Source organism: Streptomyces sp. I05A-00742, assembly GCF_013055795.1.
Classification (GTDB): Bacteria; Actinomycetota; Actinomycetes; order Streptomycetales; family Streptomycetaceae; genus Streptomyces.
Genome location: NZ_JABETO010000029.1, coordinates 51,212 through 75,048, shown reverse-complemented (window position 1 = coordinate 75,048; position 23,837 = coordinate 51,212). Strand labels below are relative to the sequence as shown.

The 23,837-nt window shown below is 72.2% G+C and carries 22 protein-coding genes; 14 read left to right on the top strand and 8 right to left on the bottom strand.

Annotated features, from left to right (window positions below):
• Nucleotides 1-99 precede the first annotated feature (99 nt).
• On the top strand, nt 100-879 hold the full coding sequence (locus HN013_RS23845) for a DUF4328 domain-containing protein (RefSeq protein ID WP_312018698.1): 780 nt from the start codon (nt 100-102) through the stop codon (nt 877-879).
• Between the two features lie 7 nt (nt 880-886).
• Here HN013_RS23845 and HN013_RS23840 read toward each other — a convergent pair whose 3' ends face one another.
• Nucleotides 887-2,572 carry a PucR family transcriptional regulator ligand-binding domain-containing protein gene (locus HN013_RS23840; protein WP_171169565.1) on the bottom strand — a complete coding sequence of 562 codons (1,686 nt, stop codon included), beginning with the start codon at nt 2,570-2,572 and terminating at the stop codon, nt 887-889.
• A gap of 307 nt (nt 2,573-2,879) precedes the next feature.
• Here HN013_RS23840 and HN013_RS23835 point away from each other — a divergent pair, with 307 nt between their 5' ends.
• The 5 genes from HN013_RS23835 (at nt 2,880) to HN013_RS23815 (ending at nt 9,640) form a co-directional block, all read left to right on the top strand.
• Nucleotides 2,880-3,767 (top strand): xanthine dehydrogenase family protein subunit M, encoded by an 888-nt coding sequence (locus tag HN013_RS23835; protein WP_171169563.1) that lies wholly within the window; start codon nt 2,880-2,882, stop codon nt 3,765-3,767.
• Entirely contained in the window at nt 3,758-4,246 is a 489-nt protein-coding gene (locus HN013_RS23830; RefSeq protein WP_171169561.1) for a (2Fe-2S)-binding protein, read from the top strand. Before HN013_RS23835 ends, HN013_RS23830 begins: the two co-directional genes overlap by 10 nt.
• Nucleotides 4,247-4,249: 3 nt before the next feature.
• The gene (pucD, locus tag HN013_RS23825; RefSeq protein ID WP_171169559.1) at nt 4,250-6,658 is read left to right on the top strand and encodes a xanthine dehydrogenase subunit D; all 2,409 of its coding nucleotides are present in this window, start codon (nt 4,250-4,252) and stop codon (nt 6,656-6,658) included.
• A 379-nt stretch (nt 6,659-7,037) separates the two neighbouring features.
• Entirely contained in the window at nt 7,038-8,498 is a 1,461-nt protein-coding gene (locus tag HN013_RS23820) for an NCS2 family permease (protein ID WP_171169557.1), read from the top strand.
• Nucleotides 8,499-8,509: 11 nt separating this feature from the next.
• Nucleotides 8,510-9,640: an XdhC family protein gene (locus HN013_RS23815; RefSeq protein ID WP_171169555.1), complete on the top strand. Its 1,131-nt coding sequence runs from the start codon at nt 8,510-8,512 to the stop codon at nt 9,638-9,640.
• A 62-nt stretch (nt 9,641-9,702) separates the two neighbouring features.
• Here the strand turns inward: HN013_RS23815 and HN013_RS23810 are convergent, their stop codons facing one another.
• The 4 genes from HN013_RS23810 to HN013_RS23795 are packed head-to-tail and all read right to left on the bottom strand — an operon-like array spanning nt 9,703 to nt 11,519.
• Nucleotides 9,703-9,888, bottom strand: a complete 186-nt coding sequence (locus tag HN013_RS23810) for a DUF397 domain-containing protein (protein ID WP_171169553.1) — start codon at nt 9,886-9,888, stop codon at nt 9,703-9,705.
• A gap of 12 nt (nt 9,889-9,900) precedes the next feature.
• Nucleotides 9,901-10,755 carry a helix-turn-helix transcriptional regulator gene (locus tag HN013_RS23805; protein WP_171169551.1) on the bottom strand — a complete coding sequence of 285 codons (855 nt, stop codon included), beginning with the start codon at nt 10,753-10,755 and terminating at the stop codon, nt 9,901-9,903.
• A gap of 7 nt (nt 10,756-10,762) precedes the next feature.
• Nucleotides 10,763-11,287, bottom strand: a complete 525-nt coding sequence (locus HN013_RS23800) for a DUF6879 family protein (RefSeq protein ID WP_171169549.1) — start codon at nt 11,285-11,287, stop codon at nt 10,763-10,765.
• Entirely contained in the window at nt 11,259-11,519 is a 261-nt protein-coding gene (locus HN013_RS23795) for a hypothetical protein (protein WP_171169547.1), read from the bottom strand. Before HN013_RS23795 ends, HN013_RS23800 begins: the two co-directional genes overlap by 29 nt.
• Nucleotides 11,520-12,261: 742 nt before the next feature.
• Here HN013_RS23795 and HN013_RS23790 point away from each other — a divergent pair.
• A complete protein-coding gene (locus HN013_RS23790) occupies nt 12,262-12,924 on the top strand; it encodes an HAD family hydrolase (protein ID WP_171169545.1) in 663 nt (220 codons plus the stop codon).
• A gap of 161 nt (nt 12,925-13,085) precedes the next feature.
• Here HN013_RS23790 and HN013_RS23785 read toward each other — a convergent pair whose 3' ends face one another.
• Complete coding sequence (locus tag HN013_RS23785) at nt 13,086-13,943, bottom strand: maleylpyruvate isomerase N-terminal domain-containing protein (RefSeq protein ID WP_171169543.1); 858 nt, start codon at nt 13,941-13,943, stop codon at nt 13,086-13,088.
• A 304-nt stretch (nt 13,944-14,247) separates the two neighbouring features.
• Here HN013_RS23785 and HN013_RS23780 point away from each other — a divergent pair, with 304 nt between their 5' ends.
• Nucleotides 14,248-14,667 carry a hypothetical protein gene (locus tag HN013_RS23780; protein ID WP_171169541.1) on the top strand — a complete coding sequence of 140 codons (420 nt, stop codon included), beginning with the start codon at nt 14,248-14,250 and terminating at the stop codon, nt 14,665-14,667.
• Nucleotides 14,668-15,106: 439 nt separating this feature from the next.
• On the opposite strand, the gene HN013_RS23775 is transcribed toward HN013_RS23780, so the two are convergent.
• Nucleotides 15,107-15,559 (bottom strand): helix-turn-helix domain-containing protein, encoded by a 453-nt coding sequence (locus HN013_RS23775; protein ID WP_171169539.1) that lies wholly within the window; start codon nt 15,557-15,559, stop codon nt 15,107-15,109.
• Nucleotides 15,560-15,630: 71 nt separating this feature from the next.
• Between HN013_RS23775 and HN013_RS23770 the strand changes: the two genes are divergently transcribed.
• The 4 genes from HN013_RS23770 (at nt 15,631) to HN013_RS23755 (ending at nt 21,328) form a co-directional block, all read left to right on the top strand.
• Entirely contained in the window at nt 15,631-16,485 is an 855-nt protein-coding gene (locus tag HN013_RS23770; RefSeq protein ID WP_171169537.1) for an NAD(P)H-binding protein, read from the top strand.
• A gap of 82 nt (nt 16,486-16,567) precedes the next feature.
• A complete protein-coding gene (locus HN013_RS23765; protein WP_171169535.1) occupies nt 16,568-18,169 on the top strand; it encodes an alkaline phosphatase in 1,602 nt (533 codons plus the stop codon).
• Between the two features lie 288 nt (nt 18,170-18,457).
• Nucleotides 18,458-20,308, top strand: coding sequence for an FG-GAP-like repeat-containing protein (locus HN013_RS23760; RefSeq protein WP_171169533.1), 1,851 nt, complete (start codon nt 18,458-18,460; stop codon nt 20,306-20,308).
• A gap of 219 nt (nt 20,309-20,527) precedes the next feature.
• Nucleotides 20,528-21,328: an MgtC/SapB family protein gene (locus tag HN013_RS23755; RefSeq protein WP_171169531.1), complete on the top strand. Its 801-nt coding sequence runs from the start codon at nt 20,528-20,530 to the stop codon at nt 21,326-21,328.
• Between the two features lie 24 nt (nt 21,329-21,352).
• Here the strand turns inward: HN013_RS23755 and HN013_RS33210 are convergent, their stop codons facing one another.
• Entirely contained in the window at nt 21,353-22,036 is a 684-nt protein-coding gene (locus HN013_RS33210) for an L-2-amino-thiazoline-4-carboxylic acid hydrolase (protein WP_171169529.1), read from the bottom strand.
• A 249-nt stretch (nt 22,037-22,285) separates the two neighbouring features.
• Here HN013_RS33210 and HN013_RS23745 point away from each other — a divergent pair, with 249 nt between their 5' ends.
• Together HN013_RS23745 and HN013_RS23740 are read left to right on the top strand one after the other, a co-directional pair.
• A complete protein-coding gene (locus tag HN013_RS23745) occupies nt 22,286-22,798 on the top strand; it encodes a GNAT family N-acetyltransferase (protein WP_171169526.1) in 513 nt (170 codons plus the stop codon).
• Between the two features lie 130 nt (nt 22,799-22,928).
• Complete coding sequence (locus HN013_RS23740; RefSeq protein WP_171169524.1) at nt 22,929-23,780, top strand: helix-turn-helix transcriptional regulator; 852 nt, start codon at nt 22,929-22,931, stop codon at nt 23,778-23,780.
• Nucleotides 23,781-23,837: the final 57 nt, after the last annotated feature.

Genomic DNA, 23,837 nt, shown 5'->3' with positions numbered 1-23,837 from the left:
CGCCCCAATAAAGTGAACAAAGGTAATTGCATGCTGTGTTCGAGATGTCAGCAGACGGAGAAGGTCAGAGCGTCAGGCCGCTGCGCCCCCTGCGAAGCGGTGGCGAACGGTGAGGCCGGTGCCCCGCCCCCCGTCCTGCTCGTTGCTCCGCAGCGGTACGCGCAACCCCGCCCGAACGTCCCCGCCCCGCGCCTCGCCTCCCCCGTGGGGCTCTCGTGGGCGGTCGTCGCGCTGCTGGGGCTATGCGTCCTGGCCGACGTCTTCTCGCTCTACGCCGGGTCCACCATGTTCGGGCTGGTGGACCGGTGGATCGGCGGCGACGAGCCCTACGAGTTCCAGGCCGACCACGCGGACCTGCTCCAGTTGGTCTCCGGGATCGCGCAGGCGGCCGCGGTGCTGGCCACCGCCGTTGTCTTCATCATCTGGTTCCGCCGGGTGCGGATCAACGCCGAGGTCTTCCGTCCGGACGGGCACCGGATGAGGCGCGGCTGGGCGGTCTGGGGCTGGATCGTGCCCGTGGTCAACGTGTGGTTCCCGAAGAGGATCGCCAACGACATCTGGAGCGCGAGCCTGCCGCACGAGCCGGACGGATCGCCCCGCCGCGTGCCCCGCACGCTCATGAACTGGTGGTGGGGCCTCTTGATCGCGGCCTTCACCCTGGGCCGCACGGGCGGCCGGATGTACTCGAGGGCCGAGACCCTGGAGGAGGTCCGCCGAGCGGTCGAGGTGCTGTTCGTCGCCGACGCCGTCGACATTGTGGCGGCCGTCGTCGCCATGCTGTTCGTCCGCCGGCTCACCGCTCTCCAGGACGAGAAGGCGCACCAGGGGCCCGTACTCCCGCCCCCGGCCCCTCCCTTCCGGGAGCCCGCCGCCGTGTGAGCCCCCGTCAGCTCATCCGCAGGGCCAGGAAGAAGTCCAGCTTGTCCTCCAGCCGCGACAGGTCGCGCCCCGTCAACTGCTCGATGCGGCCCACCCGGTACCGCAGCGTGTTGACGTGCAGGTGCAGCCGGGTCGCGCAGCGCGTCCAGGAGCCGTCGCTGTCGAGGAACGCCTCCAGGGTGGGGATGAGTTCGGCGCGGTGGCGGTGGTCGTACTCGCGCAGGGGGTCGAGGAGGCGGGCGGTGAAGGCGCGGCGGACGTCGTCGGGGACGAACGGCAGCAGCAGGACGTGGGAGGCGAGCTCCTGGTGGCCCGCGGCGCACACGCGGCCCGGGCGGGCGGCGGCGACGCGGCGTGCGTGACGGGCCTCCTCCAGGGCGCCGCGCAGGCCCTCCGCCGAGTGGACGGCGGCGCTCACGCCCAGGGTGAGGCGGCCGTCGCCGTCCAGCCCCCGGGAGAGCGGGGCGCGGACGGCGGCCAGCAGCGCGTCGGCGTGCAGGCCCGCGTCGCCGCCGGTGCCGGGCTCGTCGGACGAACCGGCGGCGACGGAAAGGGGAACCAGGGCGACCGCTTCGTCGTCGGTGTGGGCGACGGCGATCCGCTCGGAGGGCTCGGTCCCGGTCGCGTCGGGGGCGACCAGCACCTCCTCCAGCAGGCTCTGGGCGATCGGCCCGGCGGGGAGCGCGTCGGCGTCCCCGTCGGACCACTCCACCCGGGCCACGACGACCTGCCAGTGCGGGGCGGCGCCCGGACCGGGCAGCAGGACGGGCGCGGCGACGCGCAGCCGGGCGGCGATCTCGTTGGGCGAGGCGTTCGTCTGGACGAGCTCCAGCACCTCCTGGGCCAGCCGCCGCCGCACCGTGCGGGCGGCCTCGCGCCGCTCGCGCTCGACGGCGATCAGCTGGGTGACGCCGTGCAGCAGGTCGAGCCGTTCGGCTGGCCAGTCCCCGGCGTCGGCCTCCACGGCGAGCAGCCAGTCGGAGAGCACGGTCTCGCGCGGGTCGCCGAGGGCGGTGCCGCGGATGGGGAACAGGGAGTACGTGGCGCCGCCCGCGGTCACCCGGTGCGGGCCCGGCCGGCCCGAACGGGCCGCGGCCAGGTGCTCGCCCGCCAGGGCGGCGCTGACCTCGGCCGGGAGCGCCGGTCCCGCCCCGGCCAGCGAGGAGCCCGCGATCGGGCGGCCGGTGGGGGAGAGGACCCAGGCGCGCAGGTCGAGGTCGGTGCCGAGCAGGTCGAGGACGACCTCGGGGCCGCCGCCCGCCGGGCCCGAGGTCATCAGCCGGCGGTGCCGGTCCACGACCGCGGCCAGATCGCCGGCGCGCTCGCCGGAGACCTGCCGGACCACGTGTTCGGTGATGGACGCGAACGACACGGTCTCGTCCACGGAGAACAGCGGCAGCCGGTGCCGCGCGCACGCCTCGACCAGGTCGTCCGGGGTGGAGCTGATCTCCGCCTCGCCCGCCGCGAGCCCGGCCACCCCGGCGGCGGCCAGGATGCGGACGAACCGCTCGGAGTCCGCCGGTTCGCGGCGCCAGGCCAGACCCGTGAGGACCAGCTCGCCGCCCGAGAGGTAGCGGCTGGGGTCGCGCAGATCGGTCGTCATCACGCCGCGGACGGTGCGGTCCAGCTCGTCCTCGCCACCGAGCAGCCGGAGGCCCAGCGCGTCGGTCTCCAGCAGTGCGCGCAGCCGCATGGTGGGTCGCCGCCGATCTTTCTCGTGTGTCGTCGTGTTACCGGTGCGAAGCCGTGAGGTTTCCGGACTCCGCCTTTCGTTCGAATCTACAAGACGTCGGTGGTGACCAGCCAACCGCTTCATGGTTTCGGTGACTGCACCGGTTCCGTGAACCCTCGGTGTACTGGCTCCACGCGGCGTCGACCCGGCACGGACTGCCCCCCACGAAGACCCGCCCGGAGCCGTCCGAACGGCCCCTTCCGACACGCCGCCGGACTCCCCGGAACGGCCGTCGGCGGAGCGGGACCAGAGCGAGAAGAGAACGCCCATGGACTTCCTCCGCCCCGACCGCTGGGAGGACGCTCTGGCCGCCAAGGCCGAGCACCCCGCCGCGGTGCCCCTCGCGGGCGGTACGGACGTGATGGTCGAGATCAACTTCGATCACCGCCGTCCGGACCACCTGCTGGACCTCACCCGCATCCGCGACCTGTACACGTGGCAGACCGAGGGGGAGTACGTGCGCCTCGGCGCCGCCGTCCCCTACACCCGCGTCATCGAGGCGCTGTCCGGCCCGCTCCCCGGCCTCGCCCTCGCCGCCCGCACCGTCGGCTCGCCGCAGATCCGCAACCGCGGCGGCGTCGGCGGCAACCTCGGGGCCGCCTCCCCGGCCGGCGACTCCCACCCCGCGCTGCTCGCGGCGGGCGCCGAGGTGGAGGCGGAGTCGGTGCGCGGCACCCGGCTGATCGCCGTCGAGGAGTTCTACACCGGCGTCAAGCGGAACGCCCTCGCCCCGGACGAGCTGATCCGCGCCGTGCGTGTCAGGAAGGCCACCGGGCCGCAGCAGTTCTCCAAGGTCGGCACGCGCAACGCGATGGTCATCGCGGTGTGCGCGTTCGGCCTGGCCCTGCACCCGGACACCCGCACGGTCCGCACCGGCATCGGCTCGGCGGCACCCACGCCCGTCCGGGCGCGGGCGGCGGAGGACTTCCTGAACGCCGTCCTGGCGGAGGCCCGCTGCTGGGAGACCGGCCGGCCCGTACCGCCCGCCGCGGCGGCCGAGTTCGCGGCCCTCGCGTCGGCCGCCTGCAACCCCATCGACGACGTGCGCGGCAGCGCGGCCTACCGCCGGCGCGCGGTCGGGATCATGGCCCGGCGCACGCTCGGCTGGGCCTGGCAGCAGTACACCACGGGGGAGAGGAGCGCACGGTGCGCGTGAACCTGACGGTCAACGGACGCCCGCAGCAGGCCGACGACGTGTGGGAGGGTGAGAGCCTGCTGTACGTCCTGCGCGAACGCCTGGGCCTACCGGGCTCCAAGAACGCCTGCGAGCAGGGCGAGTGCGGATCCTGTACGGTCCGCCTCGACGACGTCCCGGTCTGCGCCTGCCTGGTGGCCGCAGGCCAGGCAGAGGGACGCGACGTCGTCACCGTCGAGGGACTGGCCGCCCGCTCCGGCGCCGCCGAGGGCCAACTGTCCCCCGTCCAGCAGGCGTTCGTCGACGCGGGCGCCGTCCAGTGCGGCTTCTGCACCCCCGGCCTCCTCGTCGCCGCCGACGACCTGCTGGAACGCGACCCCGACCCGTCCGACGCCGACATCCGCGAAGCCCTCGCCGGGAACCTGTGCCGCTGCACGGGCTACGAGAAGATCCTCGACGCCGTCCGCCTCGCGGCCGCCCGCACGGAACGGGGGGCCTGAGCCATGCGCACACCCCGCGTCCCCGACGGCCTCACCCAGGGCGGCGGCCTCACCCAGGGCAGCGGCACCCGTGCCACGGGCGGCATCGGCGAGTCCACCCTCCGTCCGGACGGCGGCCTCAAGGTCACCGGCGAGTTCGCGTACGCCTCCGACCTGTGGCACGAGGACATGCTCTGGGGCCACACCCTGCGCAGCCCCCACGCCCACGCCCGGATCCTCTCCCTCGACGTCGGCGAGGCCCTGGCCACCCCCGGCGTGTACGCCGTCCTGACCCACGACGACCTCCCGGCCGCCACCCGGTACGGGCTGGAGATCCAGGACACCCCCGTCCTCGCCGACGGCGTCGTGCGCCACCACGGCGAGCCGGTCGCCCTCGTCGCCGCCGACCACCCGGAGACCGCGCGCCGGGCCGCCGCCAAGATCCGGGTGGTGTACGAGGAGTTGCCCGTGGTGACGGACGAGGCGAGTGCCGTCGGTCCTGACGCACCTTTGCTCCATCCCGATCGCACCGACGACCACGCGCCCCACGTCCCCCACCCGAACATCGTCCACCGCCAGCCCGTCGTGCGCGGCGACGTCGCCGCCGCGAAGGCCCGCGCCGCCGTCGTCGTCACCGGCGAATACACGATGGGCATGCAGGACCAGGCGTTCCTCGGGCCCGAGTCGGGCCTCGCCGTCCCGGCCGAGGACGGCGGCGTCGACCTCTACATCGCCACCCAGTGGCTGCACGCCGACCTCCGCCAGATCGCCCCCGTCCTCGGCCTGCCCGAGGACAAGGTGCGCATGACCCTCTCCGGTGTCGGCGGCGCGTTCGGCGGCCGCGAGGACCTGTCGATGCAGGCCCACGCCTGCCTGCTCGCGCTGCGCACCGGCCGGCCCGTGAAGATGGTCTACAACCGGTTCGAGTCCTTCTTCGGGCACGTCCACCGCCACCCGGCGCGGCTGTACTACGAGCACGGCGCCGACGCCGACGGCAAGCTCCTCTACGTCCGCTGCCGCATCGTCCTCGACGGCGGCGCGTACGCCTCCTCGTCCCCGGCCGTCGTCGGCAACGCCGCGTCCCTCTCCATCGGCCCCTACGAGTGCCCGAACGTCGACGCCGAGGCGGTCGCCCTCTACACCAACAACCCGCCCTGCGGCGCGATGCGGGGCTTCGGCGCCGTCCAGGCGTGCTTCGCCTACGAGGCCCAGATGGACCGGCTCGCCGCCGAACTCGGCCTGGATCCCGTCGAGTTCCGGCGCCGCAACGCGATGTCGCAGGGGTCGGTCATGCCCACGGGCCAGGTCGTCGACTCACCGGCCCCGGTCGCCGAGCTGCTCCGCCGCGTCCAGGCCATGCCCATGCCCCCCGAGCGCCAGTGGGAGACGGCCGGCGGCGGGCCCGACCTGCGGGCGCTGCCGGGCGGGGTGGCCAACACCACCCACGGCGAGGGCGTCGTCCGGGGCGTCGGCTACGCGGTCGGCATCAAGAACGTCGGCTTCTCCGAGGGCTTCGACGACTACTCCACCGCCCGCGTGCGACTGGAGAACGCCGGAGGGGAGGCCGTGGCCACCGTGCACACGGCGATGGCCGAGGTCGGGCAGGGCGGCATCACCGTCCACGCCCAGATCGCCCGCACCGAACTCGGCGTCTCCCGGGTGACCATCCACCCGGCCGACACCCGCGTCGGCTCGGCCGGTTCCACCTCCGCCTCCCGCCAGACGTACGTCACCGGCGGCGCGGTGCGGCACGCCTGCGAGACCGTTCGCGCCCGGGTCCTGGAACTCGGCCGGGCCAAGTTCGGCACCCACCACCCGGCCTGGGTCACCGCCGAACTCCTGCTGGAGGGCGGGAAGATCGTCACCGACGGCGGCGAGGTGCTGGCCGGCCTCGCGGACGTCCTCGACGGCGAGGAACCGGTGGAGGCCGAGGTGGAGTGGCGGCACCGGCCCACCGAGCCGTTCGACCTGCGCACCGGGCAGGGGCGGGGGCACGTCCAGTACTCCTTCGCCGCCCATCGCGCGGTGGTCGAGGTCGACATCGAGCTGGGGCTGGTGAAGGTCGTCGAGCTCGCCTGCGCGCAGGACGTCGGCAAGGCCCTCAACCCGCTCTCCGTCGCCGGGCAGATCCACGGCGGCAGCACCCAGGGGCTCGGCCTGGCCGTCATGGAGGAGATCGCCGTCGACCCGGTCACGGCGAAGGTCCGCAACCCCTCCTTCACCGACTACCTCATCCCTACCATCCTCGACACCCCCGCCATCCCCCTCGACGTCCTCGAACTCGCCGACACCCACGCCCCCTACGGGCTGCGCGGCGTCGGCGAGGCGCCGACCCTCTCCTCCACCCCCGCCGTCGTGGCGGCCGTCCGGCAGGCCACGGGGCTGCCCCTGAACCGTGTACCGATCCGTCCCGAACACCTCACCGGGACCTGATCCTCGTCGTCCGTCTTCGTCCGTCTTCTTCGCCCTCTACGTCGTCCGCACTCTTCGCCGTCCGTCCCGGCCGCCCGCCCCCCGGCGGTCGGGACGGCTGCACCGGCACTCGCCTCCGGCCGCCCCTCCCGGTGGCCGGGACGGGCACGCCGGAACCCGCCTCGGGCCGCCCTGCCCGGCGGCCGGGGCGGGCGATCCGGCACCCGCCTCGGGCCGTCCCCCGGGTCGAGCGGCGCCGCGGCGGCACCGATGTGCCGTCCGGCGTTCGCCGGGCATCCGCCCGGCACCTACCTCATCGGCATCCGCCCGGTACTCCATACACCGGCGGCCGCTCGACATCCGCTCGACATCCCCGATCGGCACCCAAGGAGCAGGCACCATGACCCAGCCATCCGTGGAGCCGGCGGCCCCGGCCGGAGGCACGAGCGCGGGCTCGTGTCCCCCGGCCGGCAGGTCCCGGCTCGACCGGTACTTCCTGATCTCCGCACGCGGCTCCACCCCGGCCCGGGAGGTGCGCGGCGGCATCACCACCTTCATGGCGATGTGTTACATCCTTCTGCTCAACCCGCTGATCCTGTCCGGCAAGGACGCCGCCGGGAACACCCTCGGCCACGCCGGACTGATCACCGCGACCGCGCTCGCCGCCGCCGTCTGCACCCTGCTCATGGGCCTCGTCGGCCGGGCCCCGCTCGCGCTCGCCGCCGGACTCGGCGTCTCCGGCGTGCTCTCCACCCAGGTCGCGCCGCACATGACCTGGCCGCAGGCGATGGGCATGTGCGTGGTGTACGGCGGCGTCATCGTCCTGCTGGTCCTCACCGGCCTCCGCGAACTGGTCATGAACGCCATCCCGCTGGCCCTCAAGCACGCCATCACCATCGGCATCGGCATGTTCATCGCCCTCATCGGCCTGGTCAAGGCGGGCTTCGTGCACGCGTCCCGGGGAGGCGGACCGGTCACCCTCGGCCCGGCGGGCGAACTCGCCGGCTGGCCCGTCCTGATCTTCTGCGTCACGCTTCTCGCCGTCCTCATGCTCCAGGCCAGGAACGTGCCGGGCGCCATCCTCATCGGCATCGTCGCCGGCACCCTCCTGGCCCTCCTCGTCAACGCCGTCGCGGACCCCGGCCCCGGCGCCTGGCAGGCCGGCGCCCCCGAACTCCACGGCGGCGCCGTCTCCATGCCCGACTTCTCGCTCTTCGGCGACGTCTCCTTCGGCGGCTGGGGCTCCCTCGGCGCCCTGAGCGTCGGGGTGATCGTCTTCACCCTGGTGCTCGCCGGGTTCTTCGACGCCATGGCCACCATCATCGGCGTGGGCACCGAGGCCGGACTCGCCGACGAGCGGGGCCGCATGCCGGGCCTGAGCCGCGCCCTCCTCGTCGACGGCGCCGGCGGCGCGATCGGCGGCGTGTCCGGTGCCTCCGGCCAGACCGTCTTCATCGAATCGGCCACGGGCGTGGGGGAGGGGGCCCGTACGGGCCTCTCCTCCGTCGTCACGGGCCTCCTCTTCGCCGCGTGCCTCTTCTTCACCCCGCTCACCCGGATGGTGCCCGGCGAGGTCGCCGCCGCGGCCCTGGTGGTCATCGGCGCGATGATGATGAGCCACGCCCGGCACATCGACTGGAACGACCGCGCGGTGGCCGTCCCGGCGTTCCTCACCGTCGTCCTCATGCCGTTCACGTACTCCATCACGGCGGGCGTCGGCGCGGGCGTCATCGCCTACACCGCGATCAGGACCGCCGAGGGCAAATGGCGGCAGCCCGGCCCCTTCATGTGGGTGCTCACGGCGGTCTTCGCCGTCTACTTCGCCCTCCACCCGATCGAGACCTGGCTGGGCGTCAAGTAGGAGGCGGCACAGTGCTGGACATCGCGGAACACCTGCACCACTGGTGCGAGGAAGGCCGGGACTTCGCCGTCGCCACGGTCGTCTCCGTCCACGGCAGCGCCCCCCGGCAGCCCGGCGCCGCCCTCGCCGTCGACACGGCGGGCACGGCGGTCGGCTCGGTCTCCGGCGGGTGCGTGGAGGGCGCGGTCTACGACCTGTGCCGGGAGGCACTGGAGAGCGGCAGGGGCCGGTGCGAACGGTTCGGGTACGCGGACGAGGACGCGTTCGCCGTCGGCCTGACCTGCGGCGGCGAGATCGAGATCCTGATCGTGCCGGTACGCTCCGGCGACCCCGGCCGCCCGGTGTACGAGGCCGCCCTGGCCGCCGCCGCCCGCGGCGAACCCACGGCTCTCGCCCGCCCCCTGGACGGCACCCCCGGCGCCCTCCTCGTCCGCCCGGACGGCAGCTCCGTCGGCACCCTCGGCCGTTCCCCGGCCCTCGACCGCACGGCCGCGGCCGAGACCGCCGCCCTGCTCTCCGCCGGCCGCACCGGCGTCCTCGCCCCGGGCGCCGACGGCACCCGCTGCGGCGAACGCACCGTCCTCCTCGTCGAGTCGAGCCTCCCGCCGCCCCGCCTGATCGTCTTCGGCGCCATCGACTTCGCGGCCGCCCTCGTACGCGTCGGCAAGTTCCTCGGCCACCACGTCACCGTCTGCGACGCCCGCCCGGTCTTCGCCACCCCCGCCCGCTTCCCCGACGCCGACGAGGTCGTCGTGGACTGGCCCCACCGCTACCTCGACACCCAGACCCTGGACCCGCGCACCGCCCTCTGCGTCCTCACCCACGACGAGAAGTTCGACATCCCCCTCCTGAAACGCGCGTTGCGCCTCCCCATCGCCTACGTCGGCGCCATGGGCTCCCACCGCACCCACACCACCCGCCTCACCCACCTCCGCACCGCCGGCCTCACCGACACCGAACTCTCCCGCCTCCATTCCCCCATCGGCCTCGACCTCGCCGGCCGCACCCCCGAGGAGACCGCCCTCTCCATCGCCGCCGAGATCGTCGCCGTACGGCGCGGGGGGACGGGGGCGCCGCTGACGGGGGCGGGGGTGCCGATTCATCGGGGGGTTGAGGAGAGCGGGGCCGTGACGTTCAGGTGATCGAGGCTCGCTGAAGCGCGGCTCTCTGCCCCTTCCCGAAACAGGCGTCAAGGATGGTGACTTCAGACGTTGAGCGTCTTACCGAATTCGATAAAGTGTGCCCAGGCCGCCGAGGGGAAAATCAGAGCTCCGCCATCCCGTTCCTTGGTGTCCCGCACCATGGCCGCAGGGGGGTTGTTGTCCGCCACTTCGACGCAGTTGTCTGACTTCGTGTATGAACTTGTACGCCAATTCGGTGCTTCGGTCATTTCTGGCGCCCCTTAATCGGTGTGCATGTGATCGAAATGTTGGATGGCGGCGAAGATGAGGCCTCGTGCGACGCTTCCATAGACGGCCGACTGCCTCAGGAGCGCAAACGCCTTGGAGTAGAGCTCGATTTCTCGGGGCTGAGTGACGGATAGTTCTGCTGAATAGGTCTCCACGAGGACGAGGTTGTCGTCGAACATGGAGAACGAATTGCCTGGCCAAATGGACATCCGGGCGGACCGTGGGATGAGGCCGAGACTCAGCCTTGGGAGCCGCACCGCGGACACCAGTCGGTCAAGTTGCCCCTTCATGACGTCCGCCCCGCCAAAATTGGTGTAGAGGGCCTGCTCGGCGAGGATCACATTGAAGATCCGGTTTCCCTGGTAGAGGTACTGTTGCCGTTCGAGCCGCTTGGCCGTGGCTGCGTCTCTGTCGTCCGGGATCTCGTAGTATTCGATGACCTGCTTGAGGGTTTCGGCCGCATATTCCGGTGTCTGGAGCGTCCCCCACACGAGCGTGGGATGCCAGATGCGGAAGACCTTGGTCTTCGAGTAGACCGGTAGGGCCTGCTTCTGTCTCTTCTCCGCCCCAGCCGCCAACTGCCGGCGCCACTCCATCCACAGTTCGTCGATGTGGCGTACGGTCGCGATCAGGTCGTCGACGTGCTCTTGCCGGCCGGTTGCCGCACACCAGGCCCTGATGTCCTCCTCACTGGCGTTCTGCTTTCCGTTCTCGAGCCGTGAGACCTTCGATTCCTGCCAGTTGAGCGTGCGCGCGAGCGCCCGGCCGCTTGCGAATCCCGAATCCTTGCGGAATCCACGGAGCCGGGCGCCCAGCGCCTGCCGTGCTTCTTGTGCTTGGTCGCTCACTGATGGATCAGGGCGTGTAGTCGGTGTGCGGGGTGGCGACGGACCAGAGCAGGTCGCGCAGACGGATGCACTCGGCCACGGTGTCAGGGTCCTCGACGATCTCTGATCCCATGACGCGCCCTTCGGAATCGAAGTGTCCGACTGCGAGAAGGCGATCGTCGTACAGCCACCAGTCGTTGCCTCGAAGGGGGAAGGTGACGTCCTTGGGCAGCCGGTGGCGTGGCAGCCATCGGATGTCCTCACCGGCCTCGATGTTGAGGCGCGTCAGGGAGTGCTCCCAAGTGACGTACTCACTGTGCGGTTCGGAGACCACCCGCACGCGACGCACTGTCCTGCCCTCACCCGTGACGCGCTTCATGAGCGCCATCCAAGGGCCGAGCCACGTGTAGTCGTCGGCCTGACCCCGTTGCCAGCGGGCGTACGGCGTGTCCTCGACGGGAGATCCGTAGTCGTCCCGCAGCTCCAGGTGGAAGGCATCCCGCTCGAAGCTGTCGAACAGCTCGTCACGCTGTGCGGGAGTGATCAGGTCCACTGTCTTCCTCCAGTAGGGCCGTGATCGAGGACTTGGGGACCTCGATGCAGGTCTCGTAGTCGGGCATGCTCATCTGCCGCAGGGCTTCCGAGCCAAGCATCTCCGGCAGCCGCATGAGCAAGTCGTCGGCGAAGACCTTCCAGCCTTGAATGACGTAGCTGCACTGGTCGGTGGCGTACAGGGTCGGGCTGTCTCCAGGGGTGGAGTTCTTGCCAAGGAACCGTAGCTTCATGGCTGCTCTCCGTCCGCTTACTTGCGCAGGTTTGCGTGACGTATCGATGGTCGAGGCGGCGTTCAAGCGCGTAACCGGCTTGCTGCAAACTCGCGCAATCGCCTTGGAGGTTGGCCGGCGCCGGTTCTAGGTTCGTCCACGAACCGAGCAGGCAAGGGACCCGCACTGAGATGCGGCACAGAGAGGAGACGCATGGAGCCCACCCTGTGCGAGCTACAGAACCCTTGGGCGGAAGTTCCGCGAGTGACGTACGGACGCGTCTCCGTCGACCATGGGCGAGGGGGAAACCCGTGAACTTTCCCCCGCCGATGTGGAGTCTGGGCCCCATCGTCTCCGCCCCTCATTCCAGCGGCCCGCGCATGTACCCCGCGCCCGAAGAGTGCGGCATCTGCCGCCGGTACAAGGACAAGATCAAGGTCTGCCAGGCGGCCGGACTGCCGGAGCGGACTGCCTGGTACCGCGCTGCGTGGGGCGGCCATCTGGAGAAGCATCCGCACAGGCAGACGTCTGGCTGCTGAGCGGGCGTGCTCCCAGCGGCCGCGCAGCCGCAGGTCGGCGAGGCGGGCCATCAGGTCCAGTTCGGCCCCGATCCCCCATCGGCCCTGACCTCATCGGTCGTACCCCTGAGAAGACGGCACCCTCTCATCGCTGCTGCGATCGTGGCTGTTTGGCGCGGGGGTTGCGGTGGGCTGATGTCCCGTGCCGGTGTGGCCCCGGGCAGGGTCGCCCTACGATGCTCTTCGTGATCAGGGCTGTGGTCTTCGACGTCGGTGAATGCCTCGTGGACGAGACGCGGGAGTACGGAACCTGGGCGGACTGGCTGGGCGTGCCGCGTCACACCTTCGCCGCGGTCTTCGGCGCCGTCATCGCCCGGGGCAGGGATTACCGGGAGACGTTCCAGTTCTTCCGCCCGGGCTTCGACCTCGACGACGAGCGGGCGAAGCGCGCGGCTGCCGGGAAGCCGGAGTGGTTCGGCGAGGCCGACCTCTACCACGACGTCCGGCCCGCGCTGCGCGAACTCCGTGCTTCCGGACTGTGGCTCGCCATCGCGGGCAATCAGACGGTTCGCGCCGGAGGTCTGCTCCGCGAGCTCTTCCAGCACGACGTCGAGCTCATCGGCACGTCCGACGACTGGGGAGCGAGCAAGCCCGACCCCGAGTTCTTCGCCCGGGTCGCGAAAGCGGTGCCTTTCGAGGCAGCCGAAACCCTGTACGTGGGGGACCGGCTGGACAACGACATCCGTCCCGCCGTCGCGGCAGGCATGCGCACCGCTCTCGTCCGCCGCGGCCCCTGGGGCGTGATCCAACAGCACGATCCGCTCGCTGCGGAACTGCCGACCTTCCGCATCGACGAGCTCACCGAACTGCCGTCCCTCATCAGCGCTTTCCACGCTCCGGAGCACTGACGGTCGTTCTCCAGTCGTACAGCCGGTCATCGATGGCGCGTACGCACACGGAGAGTTGGAGTGGAGCGGTGGCTGAACTCCCGGAACCGCGTGCAGTTCGCTCGCTCCACGACACCGGTCGCGCTTCTGGACCGGCACACGCCAGCGTTGTGCACCACCGGTCAAGGAGTGGCGATGAGTTCGCCGAGCCGGCCGGCGAGCCAGGGCCTGCGTCCGCCGGCCCGTAATCCGCCGCGTGCGATCGCCTTCCAGATCGGCGTGCGCCGGAAGGAGACCAAGAGGAAGGCGGCCGGTGTCGCCGTGATCCTGCAGTCGTACAGACGCGGCGGGGCGTCGCGGGTCACCGTTGCCGTCCCGTTGTCGATGACGACCGCCAGCCGCGGGCCGCCCTTGACGGCGAGGTCGAAGGCGATGCCGACGCCTCGTGCCTTCGCCGTGTCCAGGGCCAGCGGCATCATCACCGGCATCGACTGGCCGATCACCAGGCGTGCCTCGTCCGGGCCGATCGGCCACGGAAGTCCGGCGCCGCGCGCGATGTCCAGGCCGTGCACCAGGCTCTCGCCGAGCACCATGCCGGTCGCGGCCGCCAGCGGGAGGGTCAGCTGTGGTCCCAGCCACGGTGCCGCGACGGGAGTGTCCGGGGCGAGGCCGTCGGTGAGCCGCAGGAACGACTCGGCCCGCTCGGTGAGGACGTCGCCGAGCCGGGCGCGTTCGCCGCGGCCGAAGAGGTCGATGGACGCGGCGTTCACCACCGCGACCCGCTCCTTGAGCGGCCCGTCACCCGGCGGCAGGACACCGTCCCACTCCATGGACTCGCCGCCCGAGGCGGAGCCGTACGCGAGATACACGGCCGCCAGGTGCGTACCGACGTCGCCCACCGTCCACACCGGAACCCCGGAGCCCGCCTCCAGATCGGGAACGCCGCGCAACAGCCGGACCAGGCGCTTCACCACGGCGCTCAGCGCGGCGCGGGTCCTGTTGTGTTCGGCGACCGGGTCGAACTTCCTGACGGAGTCCATGCCACCCCTCCAAGTCGCGGTCCGGGCCCGTAGGTTACCGAAGCGGGCGGAAGGGGCGATGGACAGCGGCGGGACAGCAGGTACCCGGTCAGCGCGGAGATGAGGCCGGCCTGGCCGGCCGGCGCGAAGCCGCCCGCCGGCGCCGAGGCGTCGATCGCCATCCCGGCGATCGGGGAGCCGAGCGCGAAAGCCGTGCTCTGCGCCGAGGATTGCAGTCCGGTCGGCTCACCCCGCGCGCCGGCCGGCGCCAGTCGGCTCACCGCGTCGTCCACCGCGGAAAGGGCCGGCGCGGGGGTGAAGCCCGGTGCCGACGACGGCCACGCACAACCAGGGCCAGTCGTGGGCAAGCCCCGCGGGAACCGTCACGGGCCCGAGCAGGCCGGGCAGCAGCCACGTGGGCGGCGACCGGGACAGCGCGTCGCAGAGCAGCCCGCCGGCGACGGAGGTCACGCCGAGCACGGAGGACCACGGCGCGTGGCAGCCGGTCTCGCAGGGCTCTGCCGAGGAGTGCCCGGACTTTTCCTGCCGGCACGAGCCGTCGCGGACCTTCGGCATGGCCGGGCGCCTTCGCGTGACGTCCGCGCCGGGCAGCGGCAACCTCTGGCGCGTCGCCCGGGCGGCCGCGGTGGTGGTGGCCAGGAGTGCGGAGGCCGCGCCGAGCGCCCGTCCGTGCGTCACCGACGTCGCCGTGGCGCGTCGCTCCGCGCGGCAGCCGGCTCTCTGATCCGCTCCAGTCGTACGGACGACAGGTCAGAACAGGGACAGACCACCTCAGTGGCGAGCGCAGCGGACCAATCTCCCGATTCCGGTATTGCTGTCTGCCGCAAGAAGCGTCCGATGTATGCACGACGTCGCGCCGGAATCCTCCTCACCACTGCTGCCTGTGCACGCTGTCCGACGGCCGTCCCGGCCTCCGCTGACGTCACGCGGGCGCCGGAGGCCGCCGGTCGGGCGGGGACGTATGCGGCTGGCTCTCCCCCTGCTCCCGGCAGTGGCCTCCTGGGGATGGAAGGCCGGCTGGGGAAGATGACGATCGATCAGGGCGGGAAGGAGATCGGGCGGCTGGGCAGACTGTTCGTGGCTCCCGCCTCCGGCCGCTGAGGCCCTGGGGGCGAGGCGGGCCATCATGTTGATCGCGGGGTCCACGCATGGGGCGGCGAAGGTCAGGAGGGTGCGCCGGTGGTCGGCGGCTCCGTGTGGGCGGCGTCCCAGGCCGTCTGGGAGGCGGCGATGGTGGGGCGGTGGGCGATCGACCAGTCGGCCAGGGCCTTGACGAGGTGGGTGAGGCTGTGGCCCGTGTCGGTCAGCTGGTACTCGACCTGGGGCGGGACGGTGGGGTACACGGTCCGCCGCACCAGTCCGTCGCGCTCCAGGCGCCGGACGGTGAGGGTGAGCATGCGCTGGGAGATGTTGCCGGGGACGGCGCGCTGCAGTTCCCTGAAGCGCCGTATGCCGGAGGCGAGTTCGACGATCACGTACACCGACCACTTGTCGCCGAGCCGGTCCAGGACGTCGCGTACACCGCACTCCTCCTGCGGCGTGTCACAGGCGATCACGGGCTCGGTCACGGGCTCACCGGTCCGCGGGGTGGTTACCGCGGTGTGCCCTACTGACATCAAAGTGCCTCCTTACGGGATGCGGCGTTCGCTCCCGAAAATGGAAACACACAGCTCAGGAGGGACATTCCATGATTCTGGTCACCGGTGCCGGCGGCGCGCTCGGGCAGCTCGTCGTCGAGGAACTGTCCGGACGCGACGACGTCGTACGCGGCACGCGCACCCCCGGCTCCGCCGCCGAGCGGCGCGTCGATTTCGACGACCCGTCCTCGCTCGACTTCACCGGCGTCGACACCCTGCTGCTCATCTCCGCCGGGTACGGCGAGGACGACGTCGTCATCGCCCGGCACGACAGCGCGATAGCGGCGGCCGAGAAGGCGGGGGTGCGCCACGTCGTCTACACCAGCCTCAGCGGCGACGGCGACCACCTGCCCTACGCGCTCGCCCACCGCTGGACGGAGCGCCGCCTCGCCCGGAGCCCGCTGGCCTGGACGGTGCTGCGCAACGGTCTCTACGCCGAGTTCCTGGCCGGCATCGCGGCCCCGGCCCCCAACGGCACCATCACCGCTCCCCTGGGCGGGGGCCGGCTGGCCGCGGTGGCCCGTGCCGACCTCGCGGCCGTGGCGGCGGCGGTGGCGGCCGCGCCGGAGCGGCACGCGGGGCGGGTGTACGAGCTCGTCGGCGAGCGGGCCCTGGGCGGGGCCGACCTGGCGGAGGCGATCGGGGGCACGTACGAGCCCAGCTCGCTGGGCGCGACCCGCGAGGCGATCATCGCCGCGGGCGACGCCCTGCCGTACCAGGTGCCGATGCTGGTGGGCACGTACTCGGCGATCGCCGGCGGCTTCCTGGACGGCGGCGGGATCGAGGACAACGCCCTGCGCACCCTCCTGGGCCGCGCCCCCCGGCCCGCGCTGGAGGCGTACCGGGAAGCGGTCGCCGCTACGTGGGACGTGTCGGTCAACCGGCGGGCGGGCCGCGCAAGTTGATCCTTGCGGGAAGGGATCCCCCGAGGCCCCGGCGGCAGTAGCCTCGTCATGCCGATTTCCGGGACCGGAGGGAGGGGAGCGCATGACGCGCGAGGCGGGTCAGCAGCGAACCCACAGGGATCAGGGAACCCATAGAGGGCAGAGAACCCACACGGAACAGCGAGCTCACAGAGAACTGGACCCACAGGAACTCCCCGGCGACCCCTTCACCCTCGGCGTCGCCTCCGGCGACCCGCTGCCCGACGGGGTGGTGCTCTGGACGCGGCTCGCCCCCCGGCCCCTCCAGGCCGACGGCGGGCTTCCCGCGGGCTGCCGGATACCGGTCGAGTGGGTGCTCGCGGCCGACGAGCGGCTGGAGGACGTCGTGCAGGACGGCGTACAGGCGGCCAGGGCCGAGGACGCGTACAGCGTCCACGTCGAGGTGGACGGGCTGGAGCCCGGCCGGACGTACTGGTACCGGTTCCGGGCGGGGCGCTGGACGAGCGCGGTCGGGCGGACGCGCACCGCGCCGGCGGCCGGGGCGGCGGTGGACCGGGTACGGGTGGGGCTGGCGTCGTGCCAGCAGTACGACGAGGGGTACTACACCGCCCTCGCCCACCTCGCGGAGGAGGACCTGGACGCGGTCCTCTTCGTCGGGGACTACATCTACGAGAACGAGATCAACGCCCAGGCGGGAGCCCGCGGTTACACGGGCGACCAGCAGCTGCCCGAGGTCTTCGACCACTGGCTGACGACCCTGGAGGGCTTCCGGCTGCGCTACGCGCTCGGCAAGACCGACCCCGACCTTCAGGCCGCGCACGCGGCGCACCCCTGGATCGTCACCTGGGACGACCACGAGGTCGAGAACAATTACGCGGCCGCGGTCTCACAGCGCAACCTGCCCACCGAGGAGTTCCTGCAGCGCCGCGCCGCGGCGTACCGGGCCTACTGGGAGCACATGCCGCTGCGCGAGGAGCAGCGGCCCGACGGCCCGGACCTCCGCCTCCACCGGCGGCTGCACTACGGGCGGCTGGCGCAGTTCGACGTCCTCGACACCCGCCAGTACCGCTCGGACCAGGCCTACGGCGACGGCTGGAAGTACCCGGGCCCCGAGTCGGAGGACCCGGCGCGCACCCTCGTCGGGGACGAGCAGGAGGAGTGGCTGCTCCGGGGGTTCCAGGAGTCGTGCGCGACCTGGAACGTCCTTGTGCAGCAGGTCACCTTCAGCCAGCGGAAGAACGCCGTCGGCCGGTCCCGGGTGTCGATGGACGCCTGGGACGGCTACCCGGCGTCGCGGCGGCGGGTCCTCCAGGGGGTGCGCGACGCCGGGATCGCCAACCTGCTCGTCCTCTCCGGCGACGTGCACGTCCACTACGCGCTGGACATCAAGGCGGACTTCGACGACCCCGGTTCGGCCACGCTGGGCGTCGAGGTCGTCGGGACCTCCGTGTCCAGCGGGTTCGACGGGGTCGAGAGGCCCGACGACTGGGAGAACATGCTGCGGGTCAACCCCCACATGAAGTACTACGCCGAGCGCCGCGGCTACGTCGTCGTCACCCTGACCCCGGACGGCGCCCGCGCCGACTACCGCGTCCTGCCGTACGCCACCCGGCCGGGCGCGCCCGTCAGCACCGACGCGAGTTTCGTGTCCCGTACGGGCAGTCCCGGATTCGTCCCCGCGCCGGTCGGCGAGCGCGGGGAGTAGACCGGGTCGGCCGGTGCGGAACTCCGGCAACTGCCGTGCCGGGGGAGTGAGTACAGCGCCGCGATCTCGTCGAGCCGTGAGCGAGCCGTGAGCGCGGCGCAGTTCCGCCCGGGACGCCGCCGGGGCCGTTCCGGGCGGTGCGGTGCGGGGGCACACGTTCCGCCCGCCCCACCCCATAGCGCACCGAATCCCGTCAAGTCCCACCCGCCGCCGGACCCAGCGAACGGCTCGCGATCTCACTGTGCAAACATTCGATCGAATATTTGTCGCCTACTCCAGTGAGTCGCCTTGACGCCTCCCAGATGGTCCCGCACCCTCGCCATAGCCCTCGGCATGGCCGCCTGTGGCGCGTCCGCCACCACCGCCGTCGCGGCACCCGCCCCCGGGCCCACACCCTCCGTCCCGGACGCGCGCGGCGTCGAGCAGCACTGGACGGCCGAGCGCCTGGCCTCGGCCGTGCCGCTGGACGCCGGCCGGGGCGCGGCGGTCGCGTCCCCGCGCTCGGGGATCGCCCAGGCCGCCCCGCCCGGGAAGGTCGGCAACGCGCCCAAGGGCACGCCGAAGGGCACGTACGGCGACGGCATCCCCGCCGTGGGCACGTTCTTCTTCGACCAGAAAGCCAAGGGCGCCACCTTCTGCACCGCGAGCGTCGTCCGCAGCGCGGGCAGGAACCTGCTGCTCACCGCCGGGCACTGCGCCGGGAAGGCGCAGAAGGGCGGGATCTTCATCCCGCAGTACCGGCAGGGCAAGGCGGTGAAGGACCAGCCCTTCGGCGGCTACCCCGTCCAGAAGTCCTTCACCTACGCCAACTACCGGTCGAACAGCGTGGGCTCCGACTCCGACCTCGACTTCGCGTTCCTGCGCGTCGGGCCGGAGTTCAAGCGCAAGAAGCAGGTCGAGGAGGTCACCGGCGCCGGGCTCCGGCTGCGGAACACCCCTCGCCTCGCCAACAAGGTCACCGTCCACGGCTATCCGCACCTGTCGGGCAACGGCCAGCGGGCGATCAGCTGCACGGTGCCGACCGAGCGGGTGACGGGCTACCGGCAGATGCTGATGCGGTGCAGCGGGTTCTGGGGCGGTGTCTCCGGCGGCCCGTGGATCACCGGCTACAACGCGAAGACGCGCACCGGTGACGTGATCGGCAACGTCGGCGGGTACAACGGCGGCGGCCCGACGGGCAGCGCCGGCCACGACGACTGGACGAGCTACTCCCCGGTCTACGGCCAGGAGATCCAGGCCCTCTACCGGACCGCGGTCGCGAACGGCAAGCCGGGGGACGCCCCCCTGCGCGGGCTGTACGAGAGCAAGGCGCTCGGCCCCGCGAGCGACTGGAAGTACGCCACCCACGTCGTCACCGGTGACTTCGACGGCAAGGGCCGCGACGATCTGCTGGTCATCTGGAAGGACGGCGAGGTCACGCTGTACCCCGGTGACGGGCGCGGCGGCTTCGGGCGCCCGCAGATGCTGGTGAAGCCGCACAGCTTCTGGAAGAACGCCCGCTCGGTCACCAGCGGCGACTTCACGGGTGACGGCCGGCCCGACCTCCTGGTCCTGTGGGCCAAGGACGCGAAGAAGGACACGACCAGCGGCAAGGTGAGCGTGTTCTCCGACGTCAGCACGGCGCAGCCGCGCGGCACCAAGGAGTACGTGGTCAAGCCGTACGGCTCGGACTGGAAGTACGCCACCGCGATCACCGCCGGCGCCTTCAACTCGGCCAGGGCCAACGACGTCGTCGTGCGCTGGAAGGACGGCGACGTCACCCTGCACAGCGGGTTCGGCGGCAGCAGCACGGGCCGGGAGCGAACCCTCGTGCACAAGGACGCGGCCTGGCGGGACGCCGTCTCCCTCACCACCGGGCAGCTCTCCGGGAAGGGCGCGGAACTGCTGGTCCGCCGGGCGAACGGGCAGCTGGAGGCGTTCGGCGGCATCACCGCGAAGTCCGGCGCGCTCGGCCGGGGCGCCACCCTGCAGCCGGCGCACCCCTCCTACACGCGGAACTCCGCGATGACGGCGGGCGACTTCACCGGCTCGGGCCGGCGGAACGACCTGCTCGTGCGCTGGGTGGAGGGCGAGACCTCGCTCTACGAGGGCACGGGCGCGAACCGGATCGGCACCTGGAAGACCCTGGTGTCGCCCTGACGCGGGAGTGACCGAGTAAGAACGACGAAGCGGGGAGGTACCGGCCACAGCCAGTACCTCCCCGCTTCTCTGTGCGCCGCGTCTCCTCTCCACCCGGTTTATCAGAGGGTCCGCCGATGCAGGCGCTGGTGGTGGTGCGGACGGGCCGCCCGTTCAACAGCGGACTGTGACCAGCCGATACCAAAGCGACACAGGAGACAATGGAGGAGGAGACGGATCATGGTGCACGAGTGGCAGATGGCGGCCAACATCGGGGCCGCCCTGGGGCTGGGCGCGATCATCGGGCTGGAGCGCCAGTGGCGCGCCCGGATGGCGGGGCTCCGCACGAACGCGCTCGTGGCCGCCGGATCCGCGCTCTTCGTCCTGCTCTCCACGTTCGGCTTCTCGGACGCGACCAGTACGACGGGCTACGACGGCTCACGGGTCGCCGCGCAGATCGTCTCCGGTATCGGCTTCCTCGGCGCGGGTGTCATCATGCGCGACGGCCTACGGGTGCGCGGCCTCAATACCGCCGCCACCCTGTGGTGTTCGGCCGCCGTCGGCGCGCTCGCCGGCACCGGTCTCTATGTGATCGCGATGCTGGGCACGGCGGGCGTCGTGGCCGCCAACACCCTGCTGCGCCCCCTGGCCCGGCGGCTGGACCGGGAGCCGCGCGCGGGCGCCGAGGTCGCGACGGACTACCACTTCGAGGCCGTCTGCACCGAGCCGGAGGAGGCCCACGTCCGTACCCTCGTCGTCCAGTCCGTCGCCCGCCCCGGCTTCCGGCTGCGCTCGGTGCACAGCCGGGACGCCGAGGACGCGGGCAAGGTCACCGTCTCGGCCGAGCTGACCACCGAGCGGCGGGACGACAGCCTCCTGGAGGAGGCCGTCAGCCGGCTGTCGCTGGAACCTGCGGTCTCGGCGGTCAGCTGGACCGTCCTCAACGCCCCCGACGAGGAGTCGGAGGACACGGGGGACGACGACTACGGGCGCGGCAACAGGGCGCGGCGACGGGTGCGGAACCTCTTCACCGGCCGCTGAGCGCCGTGCGCGCGGCGCTGCCTGCTACCGCCCGCCGCCGGAGGTCGTGCGGAGGAACCGGAAGGGGCAGTGCGGACCGCCGTGTCCGATGGTGGTGGGCCGCTCGAAGGCGAAGGCGTGCCGCTCCGGGTCGATGGCGTCGATCCAGTTGGCGTCGAAGGCGCAGAGGACCGGGGTGAGCCGGGCGACGCCGTTCGCCTCCAGCACCTCGTGGTAGAAGCAGTGCTCGACCTGGGCGACATGGACCTCGTCGTCGTCCCGCGGGTGGCTGAAGGTGAAGGTGCTGCCGAAGTAGCCCTGTTCGCGCTGCCTGCTGTACCCGACCATCGTGGCGAAGGGGTCGGGCGAGGCGTCCAGCGCCGCGCCGACGCCCGCCAGCATCTCGGGCCGGAGCGGTTCGACGAACGCCTTCTCCAGGAGGGGCAGCAGTTCCTCGTCGGTAGTGCCGGGGGAGAGCTCCTCGTACGCGGCCACCACGGCGAGGGTGAGCGCCAGGTGGTACCGGGACGGCTCGTCGACGACGCGGCGCCGCTGGGTGTCGAGGAGGTGGGCGTGCCGTTCGCGCAGCCGCGCGTCCAGGCCGGTCCGTGCGGGGTGGGCGTCGGTGAGGGCGGCGAAGAAGCCGTCGATGAGGCCGCGTGTTTGGTCGGCCCACTCGGAGGACGAGGGGTCTGACGCGGAGGAGGCGTCGGCAGGTCGGTGGGTCACGGGTTCTCCCGTCGGGTCGGGCTCTTCCCGGACCGGCGACGCGGGGCCCGTGCGGTACGGGCGTGCGGCCGGGCCCGGGACAGAGCGGGCTCGGCCAGCGCACCCACCGACCACCACGGCGCTGACCTGTCTTGTTCAGTTGACGGCTCATGATGGTGGGCCGGTGGGCCGGAGTCAACCGGCCGCAGTCCGCCGCCCGGCGGGCGGAATCGGTTCGACGGGCCGGGGCACACCGATCACACTGATCCCATGCGTCCCGTGCACCTGCGCCACCCCGCCCCGGCCGAACTCCCGCTCCTCCAGGACATCGAGCGCGCCGCGGGTCTGCTCTTCCACGGGACCGGCATGGCCGAGATCGCCGAGGACGAGCCGCTCCCCCTCGACCGGCTGGAGCGGTACCGGCGGGACGGCCGGGCGTGGGTGGCGGACCTCGGCGACGGACCGGTGGCCTACCTCCTCGCCGACCCCGTCGACGGGAACCTGCACGTCGAGCAGGTCTCCGTGCACCCGGACACCGCCCGCCGGGGCATCGGGCGCGCCCTCCTCGACCACCTGGCGGCCGGCGCCCGCGCGGCGGGAATCCCCGCCCTGACCCTGACCACCTTCACCGACGTCCCGTGGAACGCGCCCTACTACGAGCGCTGCGGCTTCCGCCGGCTGTCCGACGACGACCTCACCCCCGGGCTCCGCGCGATCCGCGCCCGGGAGGCCGCGCACGGTCTGGACCGGTGGCCCCGGGTGTGTATGCGCCGCGAGCTGTGAGCCCTTCCGGCGGCGGGCACCCCGGAGCGCCCGTGGCACCCGTGCCACGCCCGGGGTGGCTCGTGCCTCCATCGGGTGAAGAGACGGGCGCTCCGGGCGGGGCGGGCTCCGAACCCAGTAGGAAAGGCACATGCCGCCCAGAACGACACCCACCGAACGTCAGAAGAGGCTGGGGAGCGAGCTGCGCAAGATGCGCACCGCGGCCGGGGTTTCCACCGACTACGCCGCTCGCCTGCTCGGCGTCGACCGTACGAAGATCTCGCACATGGAGTCGGGGACACGCGTCGTCTCCCCCGAGCGCCTGCGCATCCTCGCCTGCAACTACGCGTGTTCCGACGAGCGGTACATCGAGGCCCTCACCGACATGGCCACCGACCGCAAACACGGCTGGTGGGAGCGGTACCGGGCCGACCTGCCGCCCGGCATGCTCGACATCGCCGAGCTGGAGTGGCACGCCGAGCGGGTCCTGACCTCGCAGGTCATGCACCTTCCCGGGCTCCTCCAGACCGAGGACTACGCCCGCTCGATCTTCGCCGCCGTGCTGCCGCCGCTCAGCCGGCTGGAGGTGGAGCTCCGCGTCGCCTTCCGCATGGAACGGGCGCGGGTCCTCCACGGCGACCGGCCGCTGGACTACGTCGGTTACATCCACGAGACCGCGCTGCGGACGCAGTTCGGGGGCCGTGAGGTGACCCGGCGGCAGCTGGAGTATCTGGCCGAGATGTCCGAGCGGGAGCATCTCGTGCTGCGGGTGGTGCCGCTGGCGAGTGGGGCGTTTCCCGGGGCGGGGCATGCGCTGGTGTATGCGGAGGGGGCGGTGCGGCAGTTGGATACGGCGCAGTTGGATTCTGAGCTGGGGCCGCTGTTCTGGCATGCGGAGTTGCAGTTGGCCAAGTGTCGGGCGCAGCTTGCGTGGATGGAGTCCGCGGCGCTCGATCGGGACGGGTCCCGGGCCCTGATGCGCGCGGTGGCGCGGGAGCTGTGAGTTGGCCCCGGTCCCTCCCCCAGAGGGGGCACCCCCAACGGGCTGATTCAGCCCGTC